The sequence below is a fragment of the Azospirillum sp. TSH100 genome (assembly GCF_004923295.1).
Taxonomy (GTDB): domain Bacteria; phylum Pseudomonadota; class Alphaproteobacteria; order Azospirillales; family Azospirillaceae; genus Azospirillum.
In genome coordinates this window covers 696,665-708,442 of record NZ_CP039637.1, presented here as the reverse complement: position 1 = coordinate 708,442, position 11,778 = coordinate 696,665, and the positions used below count along the sequence as shown (strand labels likewise).

Below are 11,778 nucleotides of genomic sequence, written 5' to 3'. Positions count from 1 at the left end.
CAGCAAACTCCTGAACCAATCCTGCCGAATTTATGCCGGAACCGGAACGGTCTATTTCGTCGGAGGTGTCCGGCGCCATACCGATCTCAAACATCTTTAGTGACGTTTAAAACATCATAATGTATATTTCAGATACCGGTTTGCATGTATCTGCGGGGTAGGGGATGATCACGGCATCGCAGCTGCGCGCCGCCCGCGCGCTTCTAGGCATCGATCAGAAGACGCTGGCCGAGTTGGCCGGCCTTTCCGTCCCGACCATCCAGCGCATGGAGGCGAGCGACGGCAATGTGCGCGGCGTCGTCGAAAGCCTGACCAGGGTGGTGGAGGCCCTCGATTCCGCCGGCATCGAACTGATCGGCGACAATGCCCAGAGCGTTGCCGGCGGTCGCGGCGTCCGACTGAAAACGCCTGCACCAAAGCCCTGACGCCAACTCCCAATATCTAAACATCCATCGACCGCGCGACGGCGACCGCCGACCTGATGCCGACGATCCCGCCGCCTTATCCAGAAGGCCGCCGGACAGATGACAGCACCGACTTCCCATCAACCCAGTTTCGCCGAACTTTTCACGCCCAAGCTCGTCACCATCCTGCGCGAGGGCTACGGGCTCTCCCATCTCCGCGCCGACGCCATCGCCGGCCTGACGGTGGCGATCGTGGCGCTTCCGCTGTCGATGGCGATCGCCATCGCATCGGGCGCTTCACCGGCACAGGGGCTCTACACCGCGATCTTCGGCGGCTTCATCGTCTCTGCCCTGGGCGGCAGCCGGTTCCAGATCGGCGGTCCCGCCGGCGCCTTCATCGTGCTGGTCGCCGCCACGGTGCAGGCGCACGGCATGGACGGTCTGATCCTCGCCACCCTGCTGTCCGGCCTGATACTGGCGGCCATCGGCCTGCTGCAACTGGGCACCTACATCAAATTCATGCCCTATCCGGTGACGGTCGGCTTCACCGCCGGCATCGCCGTGATCATCTTCGCCAGCCAGATCAAGGATCTGCTCGGACTGACCCTGGCCGGGCCGGAGCCGGGGCCGTTGCTTGAAAAGCTGCCGGTGCTGTGGTCGGCGCTGCCGACGGCCGATCCGGCCTCGGTCGCTCTGGCCCTGGCGACGGTCGGCGTCATCACCGGTCTGAAGGCGGTGCGGCCCCACTGGCCGGGCATGCTGATCGCTGTCGCCGCCAGCGCTGCGGTGACAGCCGCACTCGGTCTGAACATCGAGACGATCGGCACGAAATTCGGCGGCATTCCTTCCGGCCTGCCGATGCCCAGCCTGCCGGCGATCAGCCTGGAGAAGATTCAGGCGGTGCTGCCGAGCGCCATTTCGTTCGCGTTGCTGGGGTCCATCGAATCGCTGCTGTCTGCGGTGGTCGCCGACGGCATGACCGGACGCCGCCACCGCTCCAACTGTGAACTGGTCGGGCAGGGCATCGCCAACGTCGCGTCATCCCTGTTCGGCGGCATCTGCGTCACCGGCACCATCGCCCGCACGGCGACCAACGTGCGCGCCGGCGCCCATGGACCGCTCGCCGGCATGCTGCATGCCGCCTTCCTGCTGGTCTTCATTCTGGTGGCGGCACCGCTGGCCAGCTTCATCCCGCTCGCCAGCCTCGCCGGCGTCCTGGCGGTCGTGTCCTGGAACATGGTGGAGAAGCCGGCCTTCGCCTCGCTGCTGCGCGGCTCGCGCGGAGATGCGGCGGTGCTGCTGACCACCTTCCTGCTGACCATCTTCACCGGCCTTACCGAAGCCATCGTCATCGGCTTCGCGCTCGGTTCCGTGCTGTTCATCCACCGGATGTCGACGATCACGGCGATCGAAAGCCAGACGCCCTTCGTGGCGGAGGACAGTGCCGACGGCGCCATCGTCGCCCGCAAGCCCTACGATCAGGCCGCCGCCGATCCCGAGGTGGTGATCTACCGCATCTCCGGCGTGTTCTTCTTCGGGGCGGCGGCGTCGATCGGGTCGGTGCTAGACCGCATTTCCGATACCCACCGGGTGCTGATCGTCGATTTCACCGCGGTGCCGTTCCTCGACTCGACGGCGGCCAACACGATCGAGGGCCTGGCCCACAAGGCGGCCCGCCGCGACGTGAAGGTGATCCTGACGGGGACCAGCCACACGCTGCGGCAGGAACTGTTCAACCACGGGCTGAAGCCGCCCCTGGTCGGTTACGAGCGGACGATCGAGGTCTGCCTGCACAAGCTGCGGCGCGGCGATGCCAGCCCGAATGCCGGGGGCGGAACCTTGTCGCAGGACGCCGTATAGGGTCTCACCCCATCAGCGACATCACCTCCGCCAGCGTCGGGGCCGACTCCGCGGCACCGGCGCGGGTGGTGGCGAGCGCGCCGCAGGCGGAGGCGAAGCGGACGGCGCCGGCCAGATCGTCACCACGCGCCAGCGCGAAGGCGAGCCCGCCGTTGAAGCAGTCGCCGGCCGCCACCGTATCGATCGGCGTCACCGGGAAGGGCGGGATGAAGCCCTGCTGGCCCAGGCCGCGGAAATAGACGCCCTTTCCGCCCATCTTGACGATGGCGATGGACAGGCCTCGCTCGGCCAGACGTTCCGCGGCGGCGGCGGCCTCGTCCGGATTGGTCGGCCGTAGCCCGACCAGGGATTCGGTCTCGGTCTCGTTCGGCGTCATGGCGTCGACCGCCCGGAAGACGTCGGCGGCGAGCCCGCCATGCGGGGCCGGTGCCGGGTCCAGGATGATGCGGCCACCGCCGGCCCGCACTGCGGCCGCTCCGGCCAGCGCGGCCGCGAGCGGGATTTCCAGCTGAAGCAGCAGGACGGCGGCGGTGCCGAACAGCGGGGCGGCCTGGGCCACATCCTGCTCGCTGACCGCCATGTTGGCGCCGCCGACCACGGTGATGCAGTTCTCGCCGGAGGACTCGACGCCGATCACCGCGATGCCGGTGGGGTTGGCCGGGTCGTTCGACAGCTGGCCGGTCCGCACGCCGAAGCCGGCCAGCCGGCCGCGCGCCATCTCGCCGAAGGCATCGCCGCCGGTGCGGCCGACCATCTCGACCGTTCCGCCCAGGCGGGCGGCGGCCGCCGCCTGGTTGGCGCCCTTGCCGCCCAGCCCCATGGCATAGCCGGTGCCGTGCACGGTCTCGCCGGGCCGCGGAAGACGGTCGGAATAGGCGCAGACGTCGATGTTGACGCTGCCGAAGACGACGATAGGACGATTTGCGGTCATGATAGCCTCGCGCTGGGCCAGCCGACCGAGGCGCGGAGCACGAGGTCGGGCGGCAGGGACAACAGGTCCGGCAGGGGCCGGCCGTCTTCGAGATGGTCGATCAACAATTCCGCCGCGCGGGCGCCGAGCAGGCCCGCGGACTGGCGGATGGTGGAGAGCGGCGGGGTGAGATAGGCGGCCAGTTCGATGTCGTCATAGCCCAGCACCGACAGCCGGTCCGGCACGGCCAGCCCGCGTTCCGCCGCCGCGCGCAGCACGCCGGCCGCCATCAGGTCGTTGAAGGCGAAGACCGCCTCCGGCGCCTTGCCTGAGTCGAGCAGGTCGGCAGCTGCGGCATAGCCACCGGTGATGGTCAGGTCAGCCTCGCGCAGCAGCGCCGGTTCCAGCATCAGGCCGGCCTTGCCCAACTCCTCGACGAAACCGGCGAGACGGGCGCGGGAGCGGGGATGACGCCCCGGCCCGGTGATGCAGGCGATGCGGCGGAAGCCGCGCTCCGCCAGCAGCCGGGCGGCGAGCCGTCCGCCCAGAACCGAATCGTCGGTCACCGTGCAGGCGCCCGGCCGCGGATCGGTGTCGAGCAGCAGCAGCGGCAGATCCTTCGCGCGGCCCTGCACGTCGTCGAGGAATTCGGGATCGGCGTTGCTGGTCATCACCGCAAGCCCGTCGATCCGGCGGTTGTGCAGCGCCTCGAAGGCGCGCAGCTGCTTGTCGGGCTCGTCGTCGGTGTTGCACAGGATCAGGCTGTAGCCGCGGTCGGAACTGACCGTTTCCAGCCCGTGAATCACGTGGGCGAAGAAGGGGTTGGAACTCGCCGTGACGATCATTCCCAGCGTGCGGGTGCGGTTGCCCTTCAGCGCGCGGGCGATGCCGTTCGGGGTGTAGCCCAGCCGCTCGATGGCGGCGCGCACCAGCTGTTCGGTTTCCGGCGCCACGAAGCGGGTGGCGTTGATGACGTGGGAAACCGTGCTCATCGACACGCCGGCCTCGCGGGCCACATCCCTGATCGTCACCATGCCGCCGCTCTCCCCAAGGTTCCGTCCCCCGCCGGCACAAGCCTCGTCGGCTGTGCCGGCGGGGACGGGCTCGTGCTTTACTTCGTCACCATCTTCAACTCAACCGGCGTGAAGGCCGGGACCTTCTCGCCCTTCAGCACCTTGTCGGCGGTCTCGACACCCTTCTCGCCGATCAGGCCGGCCTGCTGGGCGACGGTCGCCGCCAGGGCGCCGGCATTGACCGCGGCGACGCCCTCGTCGGTGCCGTCGAAGCCGACCACCGGGATCTTGCGGCCGGAGGCCTGGATCGCCTTGGCCGCACCCAGCGCCATCTCGTCATTGTGGGCGAAGACCACGTCGATCTTCTGCTGGGCCTGGAGGATGTTTTCCATCACGTTCAGCGCCTTGGTGCGGTCGAAGTCGGCCGGCTGGCTCGCCACCACCTTCAGGCCGCTGGCCTTGTCCACCGCCTCGTGGAAGCCCTTGCCGCGATCGCGGGCGGCCGAGGCGCCCGGCAGGCCCTGAAGCTCCACCACGGCGCCCTGGCCCTTCAGCATGTCGACCACAAGCTGGCCTGCCATCCGGCCGCCGGCGACGTTGTCCGAGGCGATGTGCGACGCGACCTCGCCGCCGTTGGCCGAGCGGTCGAGCGTCACCACCGGAATCTTGGCGCGGTTGGCCGAGCGGACCGCCGAGCGCACGGCGTCGGAATCGGTCGGGTTGACCAGCAGCAGCTTGACCTTCTTGTTCACCACGTCCTCGACGTTGGCCAGCTCCTTGGCCGGGTCGTTCTGGGAATCGAGGACCAGCAGATTGTAGCCCAGCGCCTTGGCCTTGCTCTCCGCCCCGTTTTTCAGCGTGACGAAGAAGGGGTTGTTCAGGGTCGAGACGACCAGCGCGATGGTGTCGGCCGCGTGGGCGGTGGTGGCGGCGTTGGCCGAGGCGAGCAGGGCGGCGACGGTGGCCGCGGTCAGAAGCTTACGCATGGTTGGATTCCTTCCTCATCGTTCTTGTTGGTGCAGTTGGACCCCAAGGGAACCGGGGGACGCCGATCTGGAAACGGGGTCGCCTCACGACGACTTGCGGCTGTCGGCGAGCACCGCGAGCAGGATGACCGCGCCCTTTGCGATCATCTGGTAATAGGAGGAGACGTCCATCAGGTTCAGCGCGTTGTTCAGCACCCCGATGATGAGGGCGCCGACCAGCGTGCCGAACAGCGTGCCCTTGCCGCCGGACAGGCTGGTGCCGCCGACCACGACGGCGGCGATGGCGTCCAGTTCGTACCCGGCGCCGGCGGTCGGCTGTGCGCTTTCCAGACGGGCGGTCAGGATGACGCCGGCCAGCGCCGCCAGCAGGCCCGACAGGGCGTAGATCGTCGTCTTCTCAAGGTTGACGCGGATGCCGGACAGCCGCGCCACCACCTCGTTGCCGCCGACCGCATAGGTGTAGCGGCCGAAGCGGGTGCGGGTCAGGATCAGGCCGCAGACGGCGAAGACCACGGCCGCCACCACCACCGGCACCGGAATGCCGAGCAGATAGCCGCCACCGACACCCCAGAAGGCATCGGCGGATGCGCCGGTTCCGGTGGTGATCGGCCGCCCGTCGGTGAAGACCAGGGTGGCGCCGCGCAGCATGGTCATGGCGACCAGCGTGGCGACGAAGGGCTGCACGCCGCCGGTGCCGATGACGACGCCGTTGACGGCGCCCAGCCCGGCGCCCAGCAGCAGGCTGAGCGGGATCGCCAGCCAGATCGACAGGTCGCCGGCCACCAGCCAGGCGCAGACGGCACCGCAGAAGGCCAGAACCGAGCCGACCGACAGGTCGATGCCGCCGGACAGGATGACATAGGTCATGCCGACCGCGATCACCGCGTTGATCGAGGTCTGCCGCAGGATGTTCAGCAGATTGTCGACGGTCAGGAAGCTGGGGCTCATGAACGCGACGGCGGCCATCAGCACGATCAGGCCGACCAGCGGCTTGTTGCGGGACAGGAAGCGTATCAGCGTGGTCATCGTCGTCTCTCTTCCTGGCCGTCAGGCGATGGCGCAGGCCATGATCTTTTCCTGGGTCGCCTCGTCGCGGCCGAAGCGGCCGGTGATCCGGCCGCCCGCCATGACGAGGATGCGGTCCGACAGGCCCAGCAGTTCCGGCATGTCCGACGACATCAGCAGGATGCACAGGCCCTTGGCCTTCAAATCGTTGATGAGGCCGTAGATCTCGCGTCGGGCACCGACATCGACACCGCGCGTCGGCTCGTCGAGGATCACCACCTTGGGCGACAGCATCAGCGCCTTGGCCAGCGAGATCTTCTGCTGGTTGCCGCCGGACAGGGTCCGCACCTCCGCCCCGATGCCATGCGCCTTGACGGAGAAGGCGGACATGAAGCGGTCGACGGCGCTGCGCTCGTCCGTCCGCCGGACGACCCCGCCTGGGCCGCAGAGCCGAGTGAGGGCGGCAAGCGACATGTTGGTGCGGATCGAATGGGCCTGGATCAGCCCCTCCGCCTTGCGGTCCTCCGGCACATAGGCGATGCCGGCGGCAACGCCGTCGCGGGGATGGCGTAGCCGCACCTCGGCCCCGTCGACGCGGACGCTGCCGGAGCGCAGGCGGCTGGCGCCGAAGATCGCCTTGCCCAGTTCGGTGCGGCCGGCACCCATCAGCCCGGCGAACCCGAGAATCTCGCCGCCCGCGGCGGTGAAGCTGACCTCGGTCACGCCATCGGCGCTCACCCCCTCCACCGCCAGCCGCTCCGGCCCGGCGGGGCAGGGCAGGTAGGGGTACTGGTCGGTGATGGAGCGGCCGACCATGTGGCGGATCAGCGCCGCCTCGTCGAGATCGGCGACGGCGCCGCGATGGACCATATGGCCGTCGCGGAGCACGGTGACGCTGTCGCACAGCGCGAAGATTTCGCCCAGCCGGTGCGAGATGTAGACGATGCCCTTGCCGTCCGCCTTCAGGCCCCGGATCACCTCGAACAGGACGGCGGTTTCGACGTCGGTCAGGGCGTCGGTCGGCTCGTCCATGATGATGAGTTCGGCATTCAATGACAGGGCGCGGGCGATCTCCACCATCTGCTGCTGGCCGACGCTGAGGCTGCCGACCGGCCGGTCGGGGTCGATGGTCTGGCGCAGCCGCTCCAGCAGGGCCTTGGCCTCGCGCCGCATGCGGCCGCGGTCGATCAGGCCCAGCCGGTTCCGTGGCTCCCGCCCCAGCCAGATGTTGTCGGCCACCGACAGATGCGGCAGCAGGTTCAGCTCCTGGTGGATCATCGCGATGCCGGCGTCGATCGCCTGCCGCGGGGCGGTGAACTTCACCGATTGTCCGCGGAACGTCATCGCGCTGGCGGAATCGGGCTGGACGATGCCGGTGATGATCCGCATCAGCGTCGATTTGCCGGCACCATTCTCGCCGATCAGGGCCATGACCTCGCCGGCGCGCAGGCGGAAATCCACCCCGTCGAGCACGGTCACGCCGTTGAAGCCCTTGCCGACCCCCTGGAGGTCGAGCAGGAATCCGGACTGGGGATCCATCACGCTCTCCCCGGTCAGAAGGTTACGCCGGAATAGAGAAGGATGTTGGCGTAGGGGCTGCATTCGCCCGTGCGCACAATGGTGGATGCGGCGACCGTCAAGCGCTTGAACTCCTCGTGAGGAACCTCGTCCAGCGCAATGGCGCGGCCCTGGGCGGCGGCCATGTCGTCCAGCCGCTTGGCCAGTTCCGCACGCAGGGACGGGTTGATGGCCTCCATCTCGGCCGCGATCACCACGCGCTCCACCATCATTTCCTCCGCGACCGCGTCGAGGACCTGAAGGAAAGTCGGCAGCCCCGGCATCACCGCAAGGTCGATCCGCTCCGGCCCTGTCGGGATGGGCAGCCCGGCATCGGCGATGGCCAACGCCTGCGTATGGCCCAGCGAGGCGATCGCGTGGCTGAGCGGGGCATTGAGAAGGCCAATCCTTTTCATGGCAAAGCGGCTCCAACAGGGCAGAACGGGGCAACCCTAGCGTCATCGAAACGTTTGCGCAAACGTTTGCTTTGCTGCGTTGCGTCAATTGTGCGAGGTGCGGAGTTTGTGTCGTCAGTCTGTGGGAGAGGACGCGGCAGCGGGGCTGGCACTGGGGGGTGCTGCTGGAGCTGTTCGCGTGGTCAACTAATTCCAATGTCCAATTTCGTTTCCGTGCGACCCATTGCCAAACTGGGAACTCCGGCACAAGCCAAGGGGGAAACGCCATGAAGCGCTACAGTCTCATTCTTGCTCTCTGCGTGGGATCACTGACCACGACCGCACAGGCTCAGACCACCCAGACCTTGAAGTTCTGGAACCTGACCAGCGAGACCATCACCGAACTGAAGCTGGCCGAGCCCGGCACCAACAAATGGGGCAAGAACCAGACGCTGAACGACAAGGACAAGACGGTGGAGGCCGACGAGCGGCTGAAGCTCAGCGACGTCAAGCCCGGCATCTGGGATGTCAGCATGAAGGACAAGAAGGGCCGGAAATGCGTCCTGCGCAACGTCACCCTGTCGGGGACGGAAGCCTACGCGTTCTCGATCAGCGAAGACGAGATCAAGACGTGCCCGCGCAAATGATTGCCTGTCACAGCTGAGACTTTTCGAATCCTGCTGAGAGTTGCTTGAGATCAGATTTCATTACGGACTTTTCTCGGCTGTCATCCCCTCCTCCGCGGGGATGACAGCCGAGTAGGGGGGAAGATTATTCCAATCCACGCAAGGATGAAGTGCCAAGTCCAGTCATTCCCGTCACGGGGCGAATGACGCAGTCTGGTGATGCGCAACGGGAATGACCCCGTTCGACGGATCACCGGAGTTGGACATGAAGCTCTATCACCACCCCCTGTCGGGCCACGCGCATCGTGCGCGTCTGTTCGTCTCGCTTCTCGGCCTGCCCCATGAACTGGTCGAGATCGACCTCATGGCGGGGGCGCACAAGAGCCCAGATTTCCTGAAGCTCAACCCCTTCGGCCAGGTGCCGGTCCTGGACGACGACGGTGTCATCGTCGCCGATTCGAACGCGATCCTGGTCTATCTCGCCAAGAAGGCGGGGCGCGGCGACTGGTTGCCGGAAGACCCCAGCGGTGCGGCGGCGGTCCAGCGCTGGCTTTCGGTGGCGGCCGGCGAGGTCGCCTACGGCCCGGCGGCGGCCCGGCTCGTCACCGTGTTCGGGGCGAAGTTCAACGCCGACGAGGTCATCGGCCGGGCTCACACCCTGCTGGCCCGGCTCGAAAGCCGGCTGAGCGGGCAGGACTGGCTGGTCGGCGACCATGCGACGATCGCGGACGTCGCGATCTACAGCTACGTCGCCCGGGCGCCGGAAGGCAACGTCGATCTCTCCGGCTACCCGGCGGTCGGGGCTTTCCTCCGCCGTATCGAGGGCCTGCCGGGCTTCGTCCCCTTCGCGCAGACCCCCGCCGGTCTCGCCGCCTGAACCGACATCCGGACAAGCCCGCGACCCCCAGCATGGGACACCGACGATGACCGCGACACTGAAGACACTGCCGGCATGGCATGAGGGTGAGCTGTTCATCCAGCGGAAGCTGGGGGTGGCCGAACGGATGGAGGCCGTCGGCCAGCGGGTGATCCGCGACCATATGCCCGACCAGCACCGCGATTTCTATGCCCAGCTTCCTTTCATCGTGCTGGGCAGCGTCGATCCCGCGGGGGATCCGTGGGCCACGCTCCTGGTCGGCAAGCCGGGCTTCCTGTCGTCCCCGACGCCAACAAGGCTCGACATCGCCGCCCATGCCGACCCCGGTGATCCGGCGGGCGCGGGCATGCGCGACGGCGATCCCGTCGGCCTGCTGGGCATCGAGATGCACACCCGCCGCCGCAACCGCATGAACGGCATTCTTACCGCCGACGGCTCCGGATTTCGGGTCGATGTCGACCAGAGCTTTGGCAACTGCCCCCGCTATATCCAGCTGCGCGATTTCGCCTGTGCCCGGGAGCCGGAGGAGCCCTTCACGGCGGCGATGGAAGTATTGCCCAGGCTCGACGACACTGCGCGCACCATGATCGCGGCGGCCGATGCCTTCTTCGTCGCGACCTACGCCGACCGGGCGGAACGCCGGCAGGTCGACGTGTCGCACCGCGGCGGCAAGGCGGGCTTCGTCCGCGTCGCGGAGGACGGCACCCTGACGGTGCCCGATTTCAACGGCAACCTGTTCTTCTCGACCCTCGGCAACATCGTCCTCAACGGCAAGGCCGGGCTGGTCTTTGTCGATTATGAAAGCGGCGACCTGTTGCAGATGACCGGCGATGCCGAGGTGATCCTCGACTCGCCGGAGATCGCGGCCTTCCAGGGTGCCGAGCGGCTGTGGAATTTCCGGCCGCGCCGCATCCTGCGCCGGGTCGGGGCGTTGGCCCTGCGCTGGTCCTTCCGCAAGGAGGGCTGGTCCCCCAACGCGCTGATGACCGGGGATTGGACGCAGGCGGCGGACCGGTTGCGGGCGGCCGACCTGTCGAAGAACTGGCGGCCCTACCGGGTGACGACAATCGTCGATGAGACGCCGGAGATCCGCTCCTTCCACCTGCAACCGGCCGATGGAGCGGGCCTGCTCCCCCATGCCGCCGGCCAGCATCTGCCGATCCGCGTGACGGTTCCCGGCTCGGAGAAGCCTATCGTCCGCACCTACACCCTGTCCGCCGCACCATCCGACGGCCTTTACCGCATCAGCGTCAAGCGGGACGGGCTGGTGTCGCGTCATCTCCATGACACCATCCGTGCCGGCGACCTCATCGAAGCGCGGGCACCGGACGGCGGTTTCACCATCGACCCCCATGGGTCGCGGCCCGCGGTGCTGCTGGCCGGCGGCATCGGGATCACGCCGCTGCTGGCGATGCTGCGCCACGTCGTCTATGAGGGGCTGCGCAAGCGGCGGATGCGGCCGGCCATCCTGATCCAGGCCGCGCGGTCGAAATCCGACCGTCCCTTCGACCGGGAGATCGCCGAACTGGTGAGCGCCGCGCAGGGAGCCGTCAGATGGATTCGGGTTCTCAGCGATCCCGGCGCGGCCGAGGAAGGCGTCGATTATGACGCGGCCGGCCGCATCGACATGGCCCTGCTGACCCGTTTCCTGCCGTTCGACGACTACGACTTCTACTTGTGCGGCCCGCCGTCCTTCACGCAGGCGCTCTATGACGGGTTGCGGGGCCGCAACATCGCCGACGGACGCATCCATGCCGAAGCCTTCGGGCCGTCGTCGTTGAAGCGCACGGCCGATACCGGCGCCGCACCCGCCGTCCGTCCCCCGTCGTCGACCAGGCCGGTGCCGGTGGCCTTCATGACCTCCCTGAAGGAGGATCGCTGGACACCCGCTTCCGGCAGCTTGCTGGAACTGGCGGAAGCCCGCGGCCTGGAGCCGGAATACAGCTGCCGCGAAGGCACCTGCGGCACCTGCCGGACCAAGCTGCTCAAGGGGGCGGTGACCTACATCCGCGAACCCGGCGCCAGCGTCGCCGAGGACGAGGTCCTGATCTGCAGCGCCGTTCCTGCCGAGGTGGGGCTGGATGAGGAGAACCGCATCCAACTCGCCCTCTGACCCCTTCACCCCTTTATTCAACTCACCCTTCT

Annotated in this window: 11 protein-coding genes; 5 read left to right on the top strand and 6 right to left on the bottom strand. The window is 67.7% G+C overall.

Annotated features, from left to right (window positions below; translation table 11 throughout):
- Window positions 1–164: 164 nt before the first annotated feature.
- Both E6C72_RS24560 and E6C72_RS24555 read left to right on the top strand, forming a co-directional pair.
- A complete protein-coding gene (locus E6C72_RS24560; protein ID WP_109084029.1) occupies window positions 165–425 on the top strand; it encodes a helix-turn-helix domain-containing protein in 261 nt (86 codons plus the stop codon).
- A 99-nt stretch (window positions 426–524) separates the two neighbouring features.
- Complete coding sequence (locus E6C72_RS24555) at window positions 525–2,264, top strand: SulP family inorganic anion transporter (RefSeq protein WP_109084030.1); 1,740 nt, start codon at window positions 525–527, stop codon at window positions 2,262–2,264.
- Between the two features lie 4 nt (window positions 2,265–2,268).
- Here E6C72_RS24555 and rbsK read toward each other — a convergent pair whose 3' ends face one another.
- The 6 genes from rbsK to rbsD all read right to left on the bottom strand — a co-directional run bounded on the left by rbsK (window position 2,269) and on the right by rbsD (window position 8,151).
- Entirely contained in the window at window positions 2,269–3,195 is a 927-nt protein-coding gene (rbsK, locus tag E6C72_RS24550) for a ribokinase (RefSeq protein WP_109084031.1), read from the bottom strand.
- Window positions 3,192–4,208 (bottom strand): LacI family DNA-binding transcriptional regulator, encoded by a 1,017-nt coding sequence (locus tag E6C72_RS24545; protein ID WP_109084032.1) that lies wholly within the window; start codon window positions 4,206–4,208, stop codon window positions 3,192–3,194. The genes rbsK and E6C72_RS24545 overlap by 4 nt, the downstream gene beginning before the upstream one ends.
- 77 nt (window positions 4,209–4,285) lie before the next feature.
- Window positions 4,286–5,173 (bottom strand): ribose ABC transporter substrate-binding protein RbsB, encoded by an 888-nt coding sequence (rbsB, locus tag E6C72_RS24540; RefSeq protein WP_109084033.1) that lies wholly within the window; start codon window positions 5,171–5,173, stop codon window positions 4,286–4,288.
- An 84-nt stretch (window positions 5,174–5,257) separates the two neighbouring features.
- On the bottom strand, window positions 5,258–6,199 hold the full coding sequence (gene rbsC / locus E6C72_RS24535; protein ID WP_109084034.1) for a ribose ABC transporter permease: 942 nt from the start codon (window positions 6,197–6,199) through the stop codon (window positions 5,258–5,260).
- Window positions 6,200–6,220: 21 nt separating this feature from the next.
- Window positions 6,221–7,717: a sugar ABC transporter ATP-binding protein gene (locus tag E6C72_RS24530; RefSeq protein WP_109084035.1), complete on the bottom strand. Its 1,497-nt coding sequence runs from the start codon at window positions 7,715–7,717 to the stop codon at window positions 6,221–6,223.
- Between the two features lie 14 nt (window positions 7,718–7,731).
- Complete coding sequence (rbsD, locus tag E6C72_RS24525; protein WP_109084036.1) at window positions 7,732–8,151, bottom strand: D-ribose pyranase; 420 nt, start codon at window positions 8,149–8,151, stop codon at window positions 7,732–7,734.
- A 266-nt stretch (window positions 8,152–8,417) separates the two neighbouring features.
- On the opposite strand from rbsD, the gene E6C72_RS24520 reads away from it, so the two are divergent.
- The 3 genes from E6C72_RS24520 (at window position 8,418) to E6C72_RS24510 (ending at window position 11,746) form a co-directional block, all read left to right on the top strand.
- Window positions 8,418–8,777, top strand: coding sequence for a hypothetical protein (locus E6C72_RS24520; protein ID WP_109084037.1), 360 nt, complete (start codon window positions 8,418–8,420; stop codon window positions 8,775–8,777).
- A 244-nt stretch (window positions 8,778–9,021) separates the two neighbouring features.
- A complete protein-coding gene (locus E6C72_RS24515) occupies window positions 9,022–9,633 on the top strand; it encodes a glutathione S-transferase family protein (RefSeq protein WP_109084038.1) in 612 nt (203 codons plus the stop codon).
- Window positions 9,634–9,679: 46 nt separating this feature from the next.
- Window positions 9,680–11,746: a pyridoxamine 5'-phosphate oxidase family protein gene (locus tag E6C72_RS24510; protein WP_109084039.1), complete on the top strand. Its 2,067-nt coding sequence runs from the start codon at window positions 9,680–9,682 to the stop codon at window positions 11,744–11,746.
- Window positions 11,747–11,778 lie beyond the last annotated feature (32 nt).

Excerpts from the sequence above, each read along its gene's own strand:
- E6C72_RS24520 (WP_109084037.1), top strand. The coding sequence starts at position 8,418 with ATGAAGCGCTACAGTCTCATTCTTGCTCTCTGCGTGGGATCACTGACC.
- E6C72_RS24555 (WP_109084030.1), top strand. The coding sequence starts at position 525 with ATGACAGCACCGACTTCCCATCAACCCAGTTTCGCCGAACTTTTCACG.
- E6C72_RS24515 (WP_109084038.1), top strand. The coding sequence starts at position 9,022 with ATGAAGCTCTATCACCACCCCCTGTCGGGCCACGCGCATCGTGCGCGT.
- rbsK (WP_109084031.1), bottom strand. The coding sequence starts at position 3,195 with ATGACCGCAAATCGTCCTATCGTCGTCTTCGGCAGCGTCAACATCGAC.
- rbsC (WP_109084034.1), bottom strand. The coding sequence starts at position 6,199 with ATGACCACGCTGATACGCTTCCTGTCCCGCAACAAGCCGCTGGTCGGC.
- E6C72_RS24530 (WP_109084035.1), bottom strand. The coding sequence starts at position 7,717 with ATGGATCCCCAGTCCGGATTCCTGCTCGACCTCCAGGGGGTCGGCAAG.
- rbsB (WP_109084033.1), bottom strand. The coding sequence starts at position 5,173 with ATGCGTAAGCTTCTGACCGCGGCCACCGTCGCCGCCCTGCTCGCCTCG.
- E6C72_RS24510 (WP_109084039.1), top strand. The coding sequence starts at position 9,680 with ATGACCGCGACACTGAAGACACTGCCGGCATGGCATGAGGGTGAGCTG.
- E6C72_RS24560 (WP_109084029.1), top strand. The coding sequence starts at position 165 with ATGATCACGGCATCGCAGCTGCGCGCCGCCCGCGCGCTTCTAGGCATC.
- rbsD (WP_109084036.1), bottom strand. The coding sequence starts at position 8,151 with ATGAAAAGGATTGGCCTTCTCAATGCCCCGCTCAGCCACGCGATCGCC.
- E6C72_RS24545 (WP_109084032.1), bottom strand. The coding sequence starts at position 4,208 with ATGGTGACGATCAGGGATGTGGCCCGCGAGGCCGGCGTGTCGATGAGC.